Below are 18,336 nucleotides of genomic sequence, written 5' to 3' on the forward strand. Positions count from 1 at the left end.
GCTTTATTTTACGAACCCTTCAGCAGTTCTGGTAAATAGGTTGCAATCCCGGGGAAAATCATCAGCAAGATTAAACATATGAGTATTGTAAACAGGAATGGCCATACACCCTTAAAAATTGTTTCTAAGGGGATCTCCGGAGCGATTCCTTTAATAATATAAACATTCATCCCAACCGGAGGGGTAATTACACCCATGCCTACCACCAATACTACAACGACCCCAAACCAAATCGGGTCATATCCAAGTGTATTTACTACCACTGGGAAAAATATTGGGACAGTGAGTAAAATTAGTGCTAATGCATCAATAAAGCAACCTAGTATGAGGTAGATGAAGAGAATCATGCCCATAATAGCAAACGGTGGCAAGGGAAGAGAGCCGACCCAATTTGCCAATTCAGAGGGCACTCTGCTAATAGCCATAAACCGGCCAAACATAACAGCACCTGCAAGCATAAGCATAATCATAGCGCTGGTTCGAGTAGTATCAAATAAGGACTTTTTCAGGTTTTCCCAGCTAATCCTCTTTTCTAAAAGACTAATAATTAGTATGCCCCCGGCGCCTACTGCACCTGCCTCTGTAGGCGTAAACCATCCGGCAAAGAGGCCTCCTACAGAAAGAATAAATATAGCCAAGGCTTCCCCCAGTCCTCCCCGCAGAGATTGAATTCTTTCTCTCCAGCTTGATTTGTCACCTGCAGGTCCAAGACTCGGATTACGCAAAGTAAGCAAGTAAATCATGCCCATGTTTAAGAATGTCAGAAGAATCCCAGGCACGATCCCTGCCATAAATAGGGTTCCCACAGACTGTTCAGTGGCCGTGCCATACAAAATAAAAATAACACTCGGGGGAATCATTATCCCTAAAACGCCTCCTGCTGCAATACTGGCTGTGGATAATGATTTGTCGTAATTATATTTATCCATCTCAGGCAGTGCAATAGCCGCCATTGTTGCCGCTGTTGCAGTATTAGATCCGCAAATTGCTCCGAAAACAGCACAAGCTGCTTGGGTAGCAATTGCCAGCCCACCCGGCAGATGTCCGATCATCTTATAAGCAAAAACATAGAGACTCGTGCCAATTCCTGAATAATAAGCCAGAAACCCCATCCAAACAAACATGGCAATAACACTCAGGGAATAAGAGGTAAACGTATTGTACAGTTCTTTGGCTACCATGTCCAAAGATGCCGGTACTGAAGTGAGGTAACTGAAGCCGACAAAACCAACGAGTGCCATGGAATAGGCAATCGGCATCCGCACGATTACCAAGCCAAAGAAAATTGCGATCCCAATTAGCCCAACTAAAAATATACTCATCTCGTCACCTTCTTAGCTGTATCGATACCGAGTACTTCTCTGAAAGAAACCAGAGACTTAAACAACAACACCAAACACAGCCCCACCAAACCGAAAGCAACTAAATAAATGAAAGGGTAGACAGGTATCTCGGCAGACGGTGAAACAAGCCCTTTTATCTTCATCGTTTGACCGAATTTTCCAAGGGACCAGGCCGCGGCAGCCCACAATATTGAAGAAGCGGTATTAACTAAAACTGCTGCAATGGATTGTGTCTTTCGAGGCAGACGTTCCATGATAAAGCTCACAGCAATATGACCATCTTGAAAAGCACAGTGTGCCAGAGCTAAGGCTACCCCCATTCCTGTTAAAAATCCTACCAGCTCATAAGTTCCTAAAATAGGTTGGTTGAAAACGGTCCGTAAAACAATATTTGCTACAATCAACAGCATTACCGAAAAGAAACATAGTCCGGCTAATCTATCTAAGATACTGCTTACTTTTTTTACTAGGTGAGATAATTGCTTCAACTCCAGATTCCCCCTCAGGATTACTGATACTCCTTATTATACTGATCGGCAAGATTTTTTACTTTATCTAAGATTTCTTGTCCTGATTCTCCCTTTTGATTCATTTGGGTTACAAAATCGTCCTGAATGGGTTTAATCAAACTAATCCATTGATTCTGTTCTTCTTGAGAAAGGGTAATAACTTCCATCCCCTTTTCAGCAGCATATTTTAAAGCTGATTCGTTTTGTTTATCCCATAAACCCATGGCGACTTCTTCAAAGAACTTCTGATTTACCATTTCAATTGCTTTCTGATCTTTAGGATCCAGGGAGTTCCATTTGTCCAGGTTCATGGTAACATAGAACAAATTATTGTATAGAAAAGGGGAAAAAGTTACATACTTGGTTACTTCCGCCTGTTTCCAGCCCTGAAGAACTTCAACCGGACCTAAATTTCCCTTTACAACGCCCTTCGACAATGCTTCATAGGCTTCAGATTGGGCCATAGCAACCGGCATGGCTCCAAGAGCCGCAAGACTTTTAGCGCTAAGACCTGTAGCTCTAATTTCTAATCCTTTTAAATCCTTCAGAGCACGTACTGGTTCTTTAGTATATAAATCCCCAGGGCCTGTTGTAAACACCATCATTAACTTTGTATCCTGAACTTCCTTGGGATTTAGCTCTTTGATCCCTTCCCAAGCAACTTTACTGGCAGCCTTGGAATTGGCGTATTTAATACCTGGCAGTTCAAAAACCTCCGATACAGGAAAACTGCCCCGTGTATAAGAAAAACAAGAAAGACCCACATCAGCGATTCCATTGACAACTCCATCATAAACTGCGTCTGCCTGCAAAAGTGTCTGTCCAGGGTAGCTGGTAATTTTGACTCTGCCTTCAGTTGCAGTGTCGATCGCCTTGGCCCAAGGCTGAACTAACTCTTTCTCAGCCGGGTGTGTAGCTGGAAAGAAATGGGCTAATTTTAGCTCGACTGTTTGAGATTTCGTTTCGGCCGGAGCAGATGCAGTCTGTCCACATCCTGAAACAAAGAGCAAACTCAGTGCCAGTACTCCCAGTAAAATTCCTTTCCCGATTGATCTTAACTTAATTGATTTGCATAACCTTTTTTTCACAATCATCTCTCCTCTTAATATGTTTTAGACAATAAAAAAAACTCCCACTAGGAGTTAGAAAAACTGTGAATCGCCCTAAATCCGCAACAAAAATAAACGGATACAGGGGAATAAACCACATCCATAATTCTACCATCCTACAACATCCTACACTCATTTTGAAACAACCGTTACCTACCGTTACTACTATCCTACACATACCTACAGAAAATCAATCTACTCAAAAGACACTCACACTACTACTATGTATTCTACATTAAAATACCATACTTCTCTGTAAAAATCTAGTTAATATTTTTCTTTAATAAGACATTTTTCCTAGCATCGCCCTCCTATCTTTATCATCAGAGCCATTATGGCTTAGAGTCAGAATTTTTTAACGCACCTCCCAGAGCCCTCCCTTACCGTGAATTTCGGTAACAGGAGGGCCCCCTATACTGTCACAGTACTTTATAGCCGTTTCTTTTATTAAAGCAATCAATGAACTAACGAGCCCGCCCCAGGTAAGCCTCTTGAATAGATGAGTCAGCAATGATATCCACTGAATTGCCGCTATGGGTAATCCCGCCTCTTTCCATCACTAAGACGCTGTCCGCCACTTTTAGGGCTGATTTGGTATTCTGTTCTACAAGGATTATAGTGACTCCGGTCTTTTTTAACTTGACCAGAATAGACATTATCTCCCGAACTACCAATGGAGCTAGACCAATCGAGGGTTCATCGAGCATTAGGAGGGCAGGCCGAGACATTAAGCCCCTGCCAATTGCCAACATCTGCTGCAAACCACCGCTTAAACTGCCTGCCTGATCACTCTCTCTGCCTTTTAAAGCCGGAAAAAGCTCTAGTATTTCTTGAATATCGTTCATTAATACTGGCTTATTTTTTCGATAACGATGGAAAGCCCCCAACATGAGGTTATCAAGGACACTCAACGCGCTGAAGATTTCTCTTTTTTCCGGAACAAGGCTTATGCCTTGCCTGACAACCTGTTCCGGTTTTTGGCCGGTAATTGGTTTACCTTTAAAAATAATTTCTCCTGCAGTCGGCTTGTATAGCCCGGCTACAGTCCCTAACAAAGTACTTTTTCCTGCCCCATTCGCTCCCAAAACAGCCAGCAGTTCTCCTTCTTTGACCTCTAGGGACAGCTCTCTGATGGCCTGTACATAGCCGTGATAAACACCCAGGTTCTTAATTCTAAGCAATCTTTTCATCCTCTCCAAGATATGCTTTAATGACCTCTGTATTTGCCTGAATTTCCGCAGGCGTACCTTCCGCGATCATTTGACCAAAATTTAAGACAACGATCCTGTCGGCAGCTTCCATCACGGTTTGCATGTCGTGTTCAATCAGGATCAGAGCGGTTCCTTTCGTCTTAAGTTCCTTTAGATACACTGTCAGGATCTCTGTTTCTGCGGGGTTTAAGCCAGCAGCTGGTTCATCAAGCAGTACTAACCCTGGATGAGAAGCTAACGCTCTGGCTATCTCCAAGAGTCTTTGTTTTCCGAAGGGTAACTCGGAGGCAAAAAGTCCGGCAGTCTCCACCAGCCCAATGTCTTCGAGTAAAGCCAGGGATTCCTCCCTGATCTTTCTTTCTTCACGGCAATTTCCAGGAAAGGTGAAAAATGAACGAATAAATCCTTTTTTGCTTCTAAGATGTGCTCCAGCCATAACGTTTTCCAGCACGGTCATGTTGCTGAAAAGTTGAAGATTTTGAAACGTCCTAGTGATACCGGCAGAAGCAATCTCAAACGGTTTTAGACCCACTATATCCCTGCCTTTTATGACGATCGAACCCTTCTCCGGTGGCAGCGTCCCTGTAATAATATTAAAAAGTGTAGTTTTTCCTGCACCGTTAGGACCAATCAGAGCAACGATGCTTCCTTCAGCTACGCTAAACCCAATATCCTTAACCGCAGCAATACCACCAAAATGTTTTGTTACCCCGCTTAACTCAAGAAGCATTATAATCCCCCTTTTAGCCTCTTATTTTAACGTCAGTCTTTAGTTGCTTTTTGAGAGGTATTCTGAAGTATTGACCGATCCCGCTTAACCCTTTAGGTTGAAAAATCATAAGGCCCACCAGAATAACTCCATAAATGATAATCTGATATTCGCCGCCTGCCCCGGGTATTAATAAAGGTACAATCTCACGCAGTAATTCATTTAAGGCAACCACCACGACCGCTCCTATTACCGGTCCCCAAAAAGTGCCCAGACCTCCGATCACCGCCATTAAGACAAATTGGACTGAAGTATGAAAACTGAACGGAGATGGACTGATGAAAGTAACATAAAAAGCGTATAATCCCCCGGCAAGTCCAGCCAGCAAAGCACTGAAGATAAACGCATGCAACTTAAGCCGAGCACAGTCAATACCTGCATTTTCTGCTGCATATTCACTTTCTCGAATCGAGCAGAGTGCTCTGCCGGTCCGTGAATGGACCAGATTATAGATTCCTATTAACAACATCAACAAAATAAGCCAAACAAGCATATAGAATTTCTGATCACTGTCGAACTGAAAACTTCCGATGGAAAGATTGGGGATTCCGCTCATTCCTGACGGTCCACCTGTCAGTTCCCTACCCTCATTGAAGATAATATGAACTAAAATTCCAAAACTGAGCGTCGCTAAGGCTAGATAAAGTTCACGCAGCTTGAGGGTTTGTCGGCCGATGAGTCCTGCAATGATTCCCGGAAGTATTGCAGAAGCCAAGAGCGCCAGAAGTGTGGGCCACTGAAACCGCGTCGTTAGTATTGCTGCTGTGTATCCGCCCAAGCCGAAGAAAGCGGCATGCCCAAAGGAGATCTGACCTGCATATCCCATCAAGATCCCTAAGCCCTGTACGATGATCGCATAAAGACCGATGATGACTAAAGTGCTGTACAAGTAATTGCTATCTGCCACCAGAGGAATTATAAGCAGCAACAACAGGAGGATAAATCCTCGATGATTTTTTAGTTTCATTTTATAACCATGCCTTTCCTTCAACTCATCCTCTCTTCAAGCTAGGGTTTGTAATCATATTTTTCTCTCTCTTATAGCCCCAATAATTCCCTCAGGCCGAAACAGGAGAACACCCAGTAAAATAATCATGGAAATGGCATCTTTTAACCCGGAAGATATGAGTCCAGAGCTGAAGGACTCCAAAATACCCAAGAGAATACCCCCTATTACTGCACCGCCGACATTGCTCAAACCCCCGATAGCGGCGGCCACAAAACCCTTCACACCCAACATGAACCCCATATCATACGTCACCATGGTAATTGGACCGATGCTCACCCCAGCCGCTGCCCCTAGACCGCCTGCAGCCACAAAGGCTAAAAAGGAGATGGTATTCAAGTTTATGCCCTGAAGCCTTGCTCCTGTTTGGTTATAAACCGAAGCTTTGACTGCTTTGCCCCAAAAGGTATGCCCAAAAAAGCCATATAACCCAGTCAGGGTAACTGCGACCAAAGCAAAAATCCAGATACTCTGAGGATTTAAGGCAGCTCCCCCCACGATTATGGACCCGCCTTCAGAAAAGGCGGGCAGAGAATAGGTCTCTGTTCCCCAGATAAGGAGGGCTAATCCTCGCAAAGAAATCGAGAGACCGATGGTAATTATCAGCATGCTAAGGTTACTGGCACCTCGTGCTCTGTAGATTGTCAGACGTTCCAGCAATCCACCCAAGATTGCGACTAAGATTACTGATACAATAAATACAGCAATCATAGGCATTCCTGTTCCCTGCAAACTGACAGCCAACAGGGCCCCGATCACGACAAACTCGCCCTGTGCCAAGTTCAATATACCCGTGACATTAAAGGTCGTAACCAGGGTTAACGCAATGATAGAGTATATGCTTCCCAAAGTCAGTCCGGTAAATAAAAGTTGTAATAATTGTTCACCCATCAATAAAACACCCCGTTATTCTATAAGCTTCCATTTCCCTTGGTCTACCTGCACTAAAACTGCGGAATCTTCCTTCAGACCATTGTGATCCTGAGGGGTCATGTTGAACACTCCTGAAATGCCCACAAATCCTTGGGTTTTCTCCAACTCATCCCGGATTGTCACACGATCTGGACCAGCCTTCTCTAAAGCGTTTACTAACAGATTGAAGGCATCCCAAGCATATCCTCCAAAGGAATTGGGCTCAGCATTGTACTTCTTCGAATAATCAGCAATATAACTTTCCAGAACTTTTTTCTGGGAATCATTATCTGAGATTTGTTGGGTCACAGATAGTTTACCGATGGGTAAGATAACACCATCTGCTGCGCCTTGAGCCAGCTCAATGAATTTTTGGTTTCCTACTCCATGACTGTGAATCAGAGGAATAGAAAGGCCAATGTCTTTGAAATTCTTGGTCAGAATAGAAGCCGAGGGTGGGATCGCCCAAACTATCGCAACTTGCGCCCCGCTCGCCTTAACTTTAGTTAACTGAGGCGTCATGTCTTTGTCATTAGCATCAAATTTTTCTTCAGCAACAATATCGATCCCGCTATCCTTAACAGCAGCGGAGATGGCCTTCTTCCCATTGTCGCCGTAGGAATTATTCATATACAAAAAGGCTATTTTATTCAGGTTGTTTTTCTTTAGATAACTAATAATCTTATTGATCATCACAATATCGCTTTGGGCAGTTTTATAGACCCATTGCCGCTCACTGGTTGGCTCAACGATGCTGCTGGCAGCCGCTAAGGATATCATGGGAACCTTTTCACTTTCAACTGTCTTAATCATGGCCATGGAGGTTCCACTGGAACTGGCCCCTAGAATAGCAAGCGCGCCTTTCTCAATCAGCGTTTTAACTGCCAAAACGCTTTCCGTTTCGTCACTTTTGTTATCCATGATGGTCAAGTCGATAGGATGTCCTTTAACCCCACCATTAGCGTTTAGCTTTTCAACCATCATTAGCAAGGTATCCCGTTCAGGGACTCCCAAAGAAGATGAATTTCCGCTGATATCTAACACTGCTCCGATTTTGTACGGTTCATTGCCGCCAGCACTCTTTACATCCGCTTCTTTGGTCGGGCTGCAGGCACTGATCAGCAGGCTTAATACCAACAGAAGTACAAGCCATAGTTTACTTCTTAACCTCATTGTTATCTTTTTCATGTAGATCACTCCTTACATTTTTTAAACGAGAGTTTATCCAATCGTTAAGACTCCAACTTCTTTTAAGTGGGAGTGGGGCCACGTACTCTGCTTCGGTGACGATAGTCTCCAGTGAGAGTATCGCCCAGTGCGCCTTTCCCCATAGGAACACTTGGCGCGAAGGAGGTAGACTCCCCTACCGAAGTCTTGAAGTTCTACTTCAGTTGAACGAGTTCACTAGATCATCCCATCTGTTGAGCCTTTCACCTCCGTGTTTAAAGAATAAAAAACAAAAAAATAAACACATCTCATCCCTCAAGGGACGAAAAGTGTTTTTTCGCGGTACCACCCAGATTGGGTCTGTAAAAGACCCCTCCTCATTGTAAGTACGGAAATAAAATATAATTAAATATCTATTTCTTATACCCCCTTCCTTTTAACGGTGGAAGTCTCCGACCAAACCTACTTTCCCTAGGGTTTCAGTCTGGCAGCTCAGGAGTGAACCTTCAACGGTTGATACTTTAGCAGCGCTTTCAGTCTATGACGCTCCCTCCCTGAAAAGACCGTTCCGTTTACTTTACCCCGTCATCACAATTAAAAATATTGGTTATGTTGGTGGTATCTTACCAGTTTTTCCTTCTTAGGTCAATATGTTTAAAAAAAGAATTAACAACATGTAGTATTGCCCTTATCCATGTGGTCAACTCCATTGCACCCATACACCCAGTGAAAATAACCGAAAAGTGGTATATAATGAGTTGGAAATCAATGGTGAGGTGGGGATAATTTCATGGATCCAATTAATAAATCGATTGTACAATCTGCGCTAAACGGTTTTCTTAACCGCGACGTTTACCTCCATTTAGAGACGACCAATGGAGCTTATGCCGTCCATAGGAAAGAAAGCAATATGACTGTGGGAGCCTATATTCGCAATGGTCGTATCTGCTTTGGACGTGGGATCATCACGGGGGACGGTCCATACCGCGTGGGGCTTAAGATAGAACTCGGCTGGGTTTACGCCGAAGGTCTAACGGATTTTGAGACAGACCAGGAAGGTCGGCTCTTGCTCGCCGGTCATGATCAAGATGGGCGCCTGGCTGTAGCTTTAGAACTCAGTTTATCCCCTTTTGAATTGTAAAATTATAATTAATGTGGGAGGAATAATTTCTTGAAACAACACGTTCTTGTAGTTTTCCCACACCCAGACGATGAAACGTTTGGCTGTGGCGGAACCATAGCACAATTCACTAAATCGGGTGTTCCTGTCACTTACGTCTGTGGTACTATGGGCCAAATGGGGCGCAATATGGGAAGGCCATTCTTTGCCAACCGAGAATCGTTGCCGAGTATTCGGGAAGCAGAGTTGGAGAAAGCTTGTCAGGCTATCGGCATTCAACACCTGATTAAGCTTGGGTTGCGAGACAAAACAATTGAGTTTGAAGACCCAGAACAATTGACCGATAGAATTGAGCAGATCCTCAAAGAGGTCCGGCCCTCCCTGGTCATAACTCATTATCCGGGACATGCAGTGCATCCGGATCACAATGCTCTAGGTGAAGTGACGATCCGTGCCGTCTCTCGTCTTTCCGTACAGGAACGCCCGATTGTCTACGCTCATGCTTTTGCTCGCGATTGTCAGGATATGCTCGGCGCGCCGGATATTATCAACGATATTAGTGCAGTGTCAGAGATGAAGTTGGCTGCGATTCGGTCACACAGGTCACAATCCCAAGTAATTCTCCCGCGTCTCGGGAATGGACAATTCAAGAATCCATCATCAAAAAACTCATATAGCCATATGCTCGAGCGTGAATCTTTCTGGACTTACCGTTTTTCGTAAGAATAAGAAGTCTTCACAAGTATATGCTATAAAAACCTTGTTCAATAGACTACTCAATATACTTTAAACTTTTTTGATTAGCATTCCTCCCTCTTTTAGCGGGAGGAATTTTGCTTTATGAAGCTATTTTACTTAGCGGCATTTGACCTTGACTGATTTAGCAATACACGTTCTTGTTTTACGTCATTTTTAATATAAACAAACCAATAAACTCCAGCCACAAAAATCGATCCTCCAACAATGTTTCCAAGAGTTACCGGAATCAAGTTATTGGTTATAAAAGTCCCCCAGTTTAAGTTTGCCAGCACTTGAGGAGTAAGATGAGATTCAGCTACCCAACTTGGATTTACCTTTGCTAATATTCCAGCCGGAATGTAATACATATTTGCTATGCTGTGTTCAAAGCCGGATGTGATAAACAGCCATATTGGGAAGAAAATTGCAAGTATTTTGCCTACCATGTCTTTTGCTCCATATGCCATCCAAACTGCCAGACAAACTAACATATTACACATAATTCCTAAATAAAAAGCAGACAGAAATGGCAATCCTACTTTATAGGCTGCTATTTTAATAGTTACTCCACCCAGAACATTTGCACCGCTGTCATATAATCCGGAATGAACCATCATATAGGCAAGAAGTATGGCACCAACAAAATTACCGCTATAAACGAAAAACCAATTTTTAAGCATATCATTTAATTTAACTTTTCCATCTAAGACTCCGCCTAAAATCATTGTATTTCCAGTGAACAATTCTCCTCCTGCTAATACAACTAACATAAGTCCTGTTCCAAAGATAGCACCTGCCAGAACTTTCCCCAGACCATAAGTTTCTGGCTTTGCAAATAGATTGAAGGCTGCCATATTTGAGCCTTCGGCAGCAAAAGCTATAAAAGCCCCGGCTAGAATCCCCAAAATAAACTGATTTGAATATTTCATACTTACTTTTTTTATTCCTGTCTGTATAGTGGCATGAGTTATTTCAGATGGTGGCAAATAACCTTTTGTCTCCAAATTTTATCACTCCTAACTTTAACAAACTTCCCAACAGTTCAAGATTTTCTCAGTAGGAACTTTACTCGAGGATTAAGACAGATTTTTGATTATTTTGATTGCTCCTTTCTCAATCAAAGTGTTGACGAGCGCACCAGCAATTTAAGATTATATCTGAGCAAACCAGGTGCCTGTAATTTACTTTATCTTTCACCTCAAAGACTGTCACGCATATTAACTTAAATAAAACGTTATGTGGATAATTAATATATTTCGAAAGTTTTGTAAATTGAAGATATAGTGAATGTTTGCTTATCAAGTCCTGGGTAATAATCTCTTCACCCAGTCATAAAGCGGCATGAGCCCGGTTTAAAACCGAACTCATGCCGCTTACTTAAGTTAATTTTTTATAGGTCTTTTTGACAGACCGTCTGTAAAGGGAACCTTTTATGAAGGTATAAATAGCTTTACAGGTCTGCCGATACCATATTTGAGTTTAGATATTAATACTCCACGTTCTTCTAAAAATTCGAGATAGCGACGTACTGTGACCCTAGTCAGCTTTACCCCTTCAGCGACGTCCTCCGAAGAGAGAGGCCGGCGATTTGCTTGTAAAAATCGTGTTATCTGAACAAGAGTTGTTTGATTCAAGCCCTTTGGCAACTCCTCTTCTGCAATAAACCAGGCAGTATCGAGTTCGGATTTTTGCTCGTGCTCAGCAGTGACGGCGGCAGTTTGGATTACACCCTCACTACCTTGGGTCGACTCTGTAACCGTACCAGTATCAATTTCAATTGGTTCACTTTCACGATTACTGCTGGTCGCCCGATTAATTTCCCCTGTAAATGACTGGAACTGCTCCACCATTTGGTTAAAGGCATCCTCCAGTTCCTCAATTTCTTTGGCACCGGAAACTTTGACCTTTTGAGTTATGTGTCCGGTTGCAACATCCCGAGTTCCTAACATGATATTATGCAAGGGATTGATGATAACTCTCTGAATGAAAAACCAGGTGAGAAGTGCTATCAAGATTGTTAAGGCTAATCCCAGTACCGCCATTGTAATCAAAGATCGAGTGATTATTTCCTGTTCATAGGCATGAGAGATTCCTACATAAAAAATCCCAATAATGTTTCCGTTTTCCGCTCGTAATGGAGCATAACCCGATTGGTGCCACTGGCCAACAACATTAGCTTCTCCTATATAAGTCTGACCATTCTGCAGTACTGTCTGGGCTACATTAGCAGAAACCTTGGTCCCAATCACACGTTCGCCGTTTGAACCGAGTACAGTGGTCGCTACCCTTGTATCTCCCAAAAATATGGTCACCGTGTCCCCCGTCAGGCGAGACAAATAATCGACTAAGTCATTATTAAGGTTGATCTTAGTAGTTCCTTTATAAAGGTTCCCCTCTTGCACTGACCATGAGCCAGGATATGTCTTATCAATAATTTCTCCACAGGTTGTTAAATCTGTTTGTGCTTTTATTATAGTGGCCGCCACAACGCGGTCTTTCATATACCAGCCAAGAACTGCGAGGAAGCAAACTGCCAGCAAAAAGAGCGAGCCCAGCAATAATATTAGGATTTGATGTTTAAGCGAACGCACCTAATCACCTCTTTCGTCGACTTAATACCTTTTTTCCAAAACTCAATAGAGTAGGTATTCTAAAACTATTTATAAAAGTTTTAGAATATTTATTTATTAATTAATTCGCAAATTATGTTGAAAATACCTTCTCTAATAGTCTACTCTATAAATATTACTACTTAGGGCTTGCTAATTTATCGAAAAGTCAAGACTTTGCAAGGGTTTACGGGTAGTTTCTTAGTGAACTCGTTCAGCTAAAGCTGAACATCGGGGCTTCGGTAGGGGATTCTACCCCCCACCGAAGTGGAAATCGGAACACCCACTTAAGAAGTGGGAGTCTCGGAATTGATAAATAATAATATGTGCATGAAAAAACAGCCTTTGGCGTCAAAAACCGTGTACATAGAGTTAAAATCAAATGGTGCATCGATGCACCATTTGGCCTCTCTTCCCCGACGGGGGGAGTAACTCACTGATTCAGTCAGCCATTTGAGCCACTCCCCATGGGGTACCAGCTCTTTGGTTCCGTCAAACCCCGTCCGATCCCAACGGCGTTCTAAGCAGCATTTTGCTGCTTTGTTCCTTGACAAAGTTAACCTCGGACGGGATTTGCTCAGGCGTCCTGTTGGAAATTTCCCTCCTCATACCGGCTGCCAATCCCTTATGGAATGTCTTTTCAGATCCCGCTATAGGATATGCCGAGCCCCAGACAAGCGTGAGGGCTATAGCGCCAATCCACCCTTGTCGGATTGCCCAAAGTCTGGGTTGGATATTAAGGCGGAAAATCGTAACATTCTGGTTACCGTTCATTCCTTTTACTCGTTATTATTATTCTCTTTGTATAATATACCCTGTTCTAATACTAAAGAAAACCCTTCACCGGTTGATGCAAAGCATATAAGAACACCGAAATCAGGCCTGATTTCGGTGTTCTTATGTCCTAGAGGTATCAAATGGTTATAGGTTCTAATTCATCATTAAGAATCAAAGCACCGTAGTGTTTTAGTTGAGAAAGAGGAATTTTTGTATTATCTGACAGAACTACTCCGACCTTTCCAGGATAATATCTCAGAAATTTATCGAGGATTTCAATTGATTCACATTTAATGATTAATGGTTTTTTTATTAAAAAGCTAATAGTGCTGATAAATCCCCCTACATCAAAGGATTCATTCATATTACTAAAATCGATTAAAAGATAGTCCATATTTGCTGTTTTATAACCTTGTAACAAGTTATAAAAATCACCGTTTTTCAACAAATTTACAGTAGTATTTTCTTTAAATGAAAGTTCTTCAACCGCATATTCCTTGTCTTTCGAAAGCACCAGATAATTAAAGGCAGAAGTAATCGTTGAACCAGATTTCATATCTAAATTCGGTGCTTTGATCCCATCAAGTTCTTTCTTTATGGCACTTATAAATTCCGGAGTCGTTCCACAACATCCTCCAATAAGTCTTACTCCATTCTCTACAAATTCTTTTGTATATGAACTAAATTGGTCTGGTTCTTGTTTATAGACTGCCTCTCCATTCAATAATACAGGCATCCCGGCATTTGCCTTTACTGAAAGAGGAATTGATGCAACCAAATGCATTTTTTTAATGGGTTCAAGCAAACTATCAGGACCGCCTGAGCAATTAGCACCCACTACTGCCACTCCTAATGATTCACATACTAGAGCACATACCTCTGCCGAATTACCAGATAGGGTTCTACTGTTGTCATTAAATGTTGCTGAGGCAATAATTGGCAGACTTGTAGTTTCTTTAGCCGCTAATATAGCAGCCCTTAATTCATTTAAATCAGTAAAAGTTTCAAAATTAACGACATCTGCACCTGCATCTTCTATTGCCCTTAATTGCTCTTTAAAAATACTGTAGGCTTTATCAAAACTCAAATCCCCCGCGGGTTCTAATATCATACCCGTAGGACCAACTGAAGCGGCGACATAAGTATTATCCCCTGCAACTTCTTTAGCTAATTTAACGCCCTCGAAATTTAGTTGATAAGTTTTATCCCCTAAACTATGCTTATCTAAGGTAATTCTATTGCCGGGAAAAGTATTGGTTTGAATTACGTCAGACCCTGCATTTTTGTATAAACTATATAGATTTTTAACCTCATCCGGTTTTGATAAATTCCATGATTCTGAAGCTTCGTTACCTTTTAAACCTTTTTTTTGAAGCATAACCCCTTTAGAACCATCATATAATAAAACCTTTTCCTCAATGGAACTTAGAAAACTTTTCATGACTTGACCTCCTTGAAAAATAGATAGATGAAAGTGCTGTTAATTATACTAAACTATACCTTATCTCTAAAGAATTCTCTACTTTTAGATTATCCCCTGTCATAATCTAATCAGTTTGATATTTTCCTACGGAATATTTAAGTATATCTTGATTTTTCCAATTAATCTCTAAGTTCATACTCTACTAAATCATAACAACCAAACCAAGACTACTCGTTTAAAGGAGCATCACGCCCCCAAAAAAATAAGGACTTCACGTCATCAAAACGAGAAGCCCCACAGGAGGAATATCGAATTTAGAAAGGCGACCTTGAGTTATTAGATGGAATTACTCAATTTGTCTACAAACTGCATAAACTCGGACATCCTTTCAACTAGAACCTTTGTCAATGAATCTATCCCCTTCGCTAAGGGTTCCATTTTACGCCAACGAAGCTCTGAGCCATAGGAATGCCTAAACATATGACGAAAACGTCGATATTCATCTAATTCCTCTGCTAAATCACGTGAGATTATACTCGGTCGTACATCCGGAATCTCAATAGTCATAGAGCGTAATAACTCCCGATGATAGTCTCCGCCTGATGTCAAGCCTCCATCAAAAACTCTGGAAATACGCTCAAAAATTGATTCGATACCAGTATAGTAATGATGTAAATACCCCGCACAGGCCATCAAATCAGATCCCCGTACTATCCCTTTCTCACTTTCCAAGACTTGAGTCATCCCTATAATGTCATCTGTTATTTTTCCAATCGATTTTAAATCGTCTTTAATATCTACAATAAGCCTTTTGTACTGAACTCGTTTCTTCTCTTTCCCCGTCATACCCTCACCCCATCCCTAAGAATACGCTCTTTCATGGATTCTTGAGCAAATTCAAATTGTATGAAATCCAGAGGAAAAGGTTCTGCAATATCTTCGGCAATTCGATATGCCTTAAAATAATCCTCTTCCGCCAGTTGTTTCACCGCGATGTCAATATCGGAATCCAGGTCAAATGCATTCGTCGTCAGTGAACCGATAAGATATACTTCAATATTGGGAAATTCTTCTCTGAGAGCCTCAGCGATTTTCTCCGCTCTTTCATATGCTTTCTTATAGTAAGTTAAGCGCCTTTGTTCCTCATCTTTAATTCTCGATTTATGCCCTTCGACGTATGGAGTTATGTCCATAGTCTGTCCTCCATTACAACATTTTCCTATATATACCATACCATAAGTGAGTCAAAGGGACAATAGTCGCAGACGACACCTAACTCAAAATAAACTCTGGGCTGCCGCAATCGCCATTTGAGCAAGAGGAGTTGGGTAAAGACCGATTGCAATGGTTATGAGCATGGTAAAGACCATCGTAAACTTCATCGCTCCATGGACAGGAACATCCGGTAAGCCCTCTCCTTCGGCGAGGAACATGACCTTAATCACTGAGAGATAATAGTATACGGAAATCATACTCATGACGAACCCGATATAGGCAATCGCTACATACCCTTGATCCATCGCCGCAGAGAAGAGATAGAATTTCCCTACGAAGCCTGCAAGGGGTGGTATTCCAGCTAGAGATAACAGGGATGCTGTCATGACCACCGTTGCTAACGGGGAACGGCGCCAGAATCCAGCTAAGTCCTTGATCTCGCTGCTGCCTTGCTTCTCTGCCACAAGCGTTGCTACCGAAAAGGCTCCCATATTAGCGAAGACGTAAATCATCGCATAGAAGAGGACACCTTTGATTCCCGCTGTGGATTCAGCAATAATACCCACCATCAAATAGCCTGCTTGGGCAATGCTGGAAAATGCTAACAATCGTTTTAGGTTCGTTTGGGGTATGGCAATCAAGTTACCCACAATCATCGTAATCGCTGCCATAACGAACAACAGGGTTTGTCCCGTTGCTGAAAAGGCTTGGCTGTTCATGGTTAAGAGGTAAACACGAATCAGCACAGCAAAAGCTGCGGCTTTCGAGGCAATCGCCAAGAACGCTGTGACAGGGGTTGGCGCACCTTCGTAGATATCCGGTGCCCAAAGGTGAAACGGCACCAGCGAAATCTTAAAGCCCAATCCAGCCAAGATGAAAACCGTCGCCAAGAGCGAGGCCGGCGTGAGGTTTCCACCCAGCGTACTGGCGATTTGTGCCAGCTCAGTCGATCCTGTTAAGCCGTAAATAAGGCTGATTCCGTAGAGTAAGATGGCCGATGAAGTGGCACCAAGCACGAGGTACTTGATTCCAGCTTCCGAGGAACGAGCATCATCTGCCAAATAGGCCACCAGAATGTAGAAGGAAATGGTCATTAGCTCAAGACCAACATACATCGTAATCAGTTCGCCTGCTCCAGCCATAAGCATCATACCCAACGTTGCCAGTAACAGTAACGAATAGAACTCTCCGCGATGTTTCGGTAATTTCTGCACATATCCCCCTGAAGAGAGGACAACCAGCAGGGCAGCCGCCAGGAAGAGCACTTTGAAATAGACTGCGAACTGATCATGCATATAGAGTCCGTCCAAGAACGCCGCTTCCTGTCCGTAGAAAAAGTCATACAGAGTATAACTGAGAACCCCTAATAACGAGAAAACAGTGAGTGGCATCATCCCTTTTCGAGCGCCAGCTGGAATCAGGAGTCCAATGGCCAACAGAATCAAGGCCAGCGCGGCCAGCGCAATTTCAGGCGTGAGCACTGTAGCGATATTGAACATTAGAACAACCCTCCCATCTTCGCCTGACTCACCATCTCAAGTACCTTGGCCAGGCCTGAGGAGGTAACTCCGGTATCGATCATTCCCAGTAAAATATTCGGGAAAATTCCTCCCACAAAGATCACAAACCCGAATAAGACGAGCGGAACGAGTTCAGGTCCTCGAATATCGGTGAGATGATCCCATTCCGAACGGCGCGGTCCGAACAGTACGTTGGCTATCGTCCGTAAGATATAAACGGCTGTAAAGATAATCCCGGCTATACCCAGAACCGTTTGTACGGGCAACGCTTTAATGGCACCCATGAAAATGGTGAACTCTGCAATGAAATTAACCGTCCCAGGCAATCCCAGCGAGGCCATACCTGCAATCATAAAACCAATGGCCAAGCGTGGCATTTGATGAGCCAGTCCGCCCAGATCAGCAATGTTGCGAGTGTGAGTCTTCTCGTAGATAAAACCGATCATGGAGAAGAAGAGCGCTGCCATCACCCCATGCGCAAACATCATCGCCACAGCACCTGTTGCCGCTGTTGGGTTCAAGGCAGCGATGGCGATAATAACATATCCCATATGGCTGACGGAGGAATATCCGACGACATATTTCAGATCCTTTTGGGCCAGAGCGATAAAGGCCGCATAGAGTACGCTAATCACAGCGAGGGTCGCAATGTACGGTGCCCAAAAACTCGCTCCTACCGGGAGGACATAAACACCTAAACGGATTAATCCATAGCCCCCAATTTTCTTTAAGACTCCGGCGTGAATCATACTCACGGCGGTCGGCGCACCGGCATAACCGTCAGGAGACCAGGAGTGGAAGGGGAACATGGAAATGAGGGATCCAAAACCCACGATCATCAAGGCAAAGGCAACCTTTTGGAATGCCGGACTGTAGAGGTCTTGCCGAGCTGACAGCTGATCAAACAT

General features: G+C 43.0%; 19 protein-coding genes and 1 other annotated feature. Of the genes, 2 read left to right on the top strand and 17 right to left on the bottom strand.

Annotated elements, in window-relative coordinates; genetic code table 11:
- Nucleotides 1-8 precede the first annotated feature (8 nt).
- The 8 genes from BUB11_RS19290 to BUB11_RS19325 all read right to left on the bottom strand — a co-directional run bounded on the left by BUB11_RS19290 (nucleotide 9) and on the right by BUB11_RS19325 (nucleotide 8,047).
- On the bottom strand, nucleotides 9-1,322 hold the full coding sequence (locus tag BUB11_RS19290) for a TRAP transporter large permease (protein ID WP_073031439.1): 1,314 nt from the start codon (nucleotides 1,320-1,322) through the stop codon (nucleotides 9-11).
- Nucleotides 1,319-1,831 (bottom strand): TRAP transporter small permease, encoded by a 513-nt coding sequence (locus tag BUB11_RS19295; RefSeq protein ID WP_073031440.1) that lies wholly within the window; start codon nucleotides 1,829-1,831, stop codon nucleotides 1,319-1,321. Before BUB11_RS19295 ends, BUB11_RS19290 begins: the two co-directional genes overlap by 4 nt.
- Before the next feature lie 20 nt (nucleotides 1,832-1,851).
- Nucleotides 1,852-2,940: a TRAP transporter substrate-binding protein gene (locus BUB11_RS19300; RefSeq protein WP_073031441.1), complete on the bottom strand. Its 1,089-nt coding sequence runs from the start codon at nucleotides 2,938-2,940 to the stop codon at nucleotides 1,852-1,854.
- A gap of 485 nt (nucleotides 2,941-3,425) precedes the next feature.
- Entirely contained in the window at nucleotides 3,426-4,151 is a 726-nt protein-coding gene (locus tag BUB11_RS19305) for an ABC transporter ATP-binding protein (protein ID WP_427846323.1), read from the bottom strand.
- Nucleotides 4,135-4,902 (bottom strand): ABC transporter ATP-binding protein, encoded by a 768-nt coding sequence (locus BUB11_RS19310; RefSeq protein ID WP_073031445.1) that lies wholly within the window; start codon nucleotides 4,900-4,902, stop codon nucleotides 4,135-4,137. The genes BUB11_RS19305 and BUB11_RS19310 overlap by 17 nt, the downstream gene beginning before the upstream one ends.
- Nucleotides 4,903-4,915: 13 nt before the next feature.
- Nucleotides 4,916-5,908, bottom strand: coding sequence for a branched-chain amino acid ABC transporter permease (locus BUB11_RS19315; RefSeq protein ID WP_073031476.1), 993 nt, complete (start codon nucleotides 5,906-5,908; stop codon nucleotides 4,916-4,918).
- 54 nt (nucleotides 5,909-5,962) lie between these two features.
- The gene (locus tag BUB11_RS19320) at nucleotides 5,963-6,838 is read right to left on the bottom strand and encodes a branched-chain amino acid ABC transporter permease (RefSeq protein WP_073031447.1); all 876 of its coding nucleotides are present in this window, start codon (nucleotides 6,836-6,838) and stop codon (nucleotides 5,963-5,965) included.
- A gap of 15 nt (nucleotides 6,839-6,853) precedes the next feature.
- Nucleotides 6,854-8,047, bottom strand: a complete 1,194-nt coding sequence (locus tag BUB11_RS19325) for an ABC transporter substrate-binding protein (RefSeq protein WP_073031450.1) — start codon at nucleotides 8,045-8,047, stop codon at nucleotides 6,854-6,856.
- A 294-nt stretch (nucleotides 8,048-8,341) separates the two neighbouring features.
- Nucleotides 8,342-8,624: a binding site (T-box leader), on the bottom strand.
- Nucleotides 8,625-8,816: 192 nt separating this feature from the next.
- Between BUB11_RS19325 and BUB11_RS19330 the strand changes: the two genes are divergently transcribed.
- Both BUB11_RS19330 and bshB2 read left to right on the top strand, forming a co-directional pair.
- On the top strand, nucleotides 8,817-9,167 hold the full coding sequence (locus tag BUB11_RS19330; RefSeq protein ID WP_073031452.1) for a YojF family protein: 351 nt from the start codon (nucleotides 8,817-8,819) through the stop codon (nucleotides 9,165-9,167).
- Nucleotides 9,168-9,197: 30 nt separating this feature from the next.
- Nucleotides 9,198-9,869, top strand: a complete 672-nt coding sequence (gene bshB2, locus BUB11_RS19335; RefSeq protein ID WP_073031454.1) for a bacillithiol biosynthesis deacetylase BshB2 — start codon at nucleotides 9,198-9,200, stop codon at nucleotides 9,867-9,869.
- A 128-nt stretch (nucleotides 9,870-9,997) separates the two neighbouring features.
- Here the strand turns inward: bshB2 and BUB11_RS19340 are convergent, their stop codons facing one another.
- The 9 genes from BUB11_RS19340 to BUB11_RS19375 form a co-directional block, all read right to left on the bottom strand.
- Nucleotides 9,998-10,888 (bottom strand): formate/nitrite transporter family protein, encoded by an 891-nt coding sequence (locus BUB11_RS19340; protein WP_073031456.1) that lies wholly within the window; start codon nucleotides 10,886-10,888, stop codon nucleotides 9,998-10,000.
- Between the two features lie 426 nt (nucleotides 10,889-11,314).
- On the bottom strand, nucleotides 11,315-12,475 hold the full coding sequence (locus BUB11_RS19345; protein WP_073031457.1) for a cache domain-containing protein: 1,161 nt from the start codon (nucleotides 12,473-12,475) through the stop codon (nucleotides 11,315-11,317).
- A gap of 305 nt (nucleotides 12,476-12,780) precedes the next feature.
- Nucleotides 12,781-13,047: a DUF3102 domain-containing protein gene (locus BUB11_RS28965; protein WP_345788589.1), complete on the bottom strand. Its 267-nt coding sequence runs from the start codon at nucleotides 13,045-13,047 to the stop codon at nucleotides 12,781-12,783.
- Nucleotides 12,986-13,267, bottom strand: coding sequence for a DUF3102 domain-containing protein (locus BUB11_RS28450; protein WP_242947616.1), 282 nt, complete (start codon nucleotides 13,265-13,267; stop codon nucleotides 12,986-12,988). Before BUB11_RS28450 ends, BUB11_RS28965 begins: the two co-directional genes overlap by 62 nt.
- 139 nt (nucleotides 13,268-13,406) lie before the next feature.
- The gene (locus BUB11_RS19355) at nucleotides 13,407-14,711 is read right to left on the bottom strand and encodes a homocysteine S-methyltransferase family protein (RefSeq protein WP_073031458.1); all 1,305 of its coding nucleotides are present in this window, start codon (nucleotides 14,709-14,711) and stop codon (nucleotides 13,407-13,409) included.
- Between the two features lie 318 nt (nucleotides 14,712-15,029).
- A complete protein-coding gene (locus BUB11_RS19360; protein WP_073031459.1) occupies nucleotides 15,030-15,539 on the bottom strand; it encodes a ribonuclease toxin HepT-like protein in 510 nt (169 codons plus the stop codon).
- A complete protein-coding gene (locus BUB11_RS19365; RefSeq protein ID WP_073031460.1) occupies nucleotides 15,536-15,886 on the bottom strand; it encodes a nucleotidyltransferase family protein in 351 nt (116 codons plus the stop codon). The genes BUB11_RS19360 and BUB11_RS19365 overlap by 4 nt, the downstream gene beginning before the upstream one ends.
- Nucleotides 15,887-15,970: 84 nt before the next feature.
- Complete coding sequence (locus BUB11_RS19370; protein WP_073031461.1) at nucleotides 15,971-17,407, bottom strand: NADH-quinone oxidoreductase subunit N; 1,437 nt, start codon at nucleotides 17,405-17,407, stop codon at nucleotides 15,971-15,973.
- The coding region (locus tag BUB11_RS19375; RefSeq protein WP_143187664.1) for a complex I subunit 4 family protein at nucleotides 17,407-18,336 on the bottom strand (930 nt) is incomplete at its 5' end. The genes BUB11_RS19370 and BUB11_RS19375, both read right to left, overlap by 1 nt.

This window comes from Desulfosporosinus lacus DSM 15449 (assembly GCF_900129935.1).
GTDB classification, from domain to species: Bacteria; Bacillota; Desulfitobacteriia; order Desulfitobacteriales; family Desulfitobacteriaceae; genus Desulfosporosinus; species Desulfosporosinus lacus.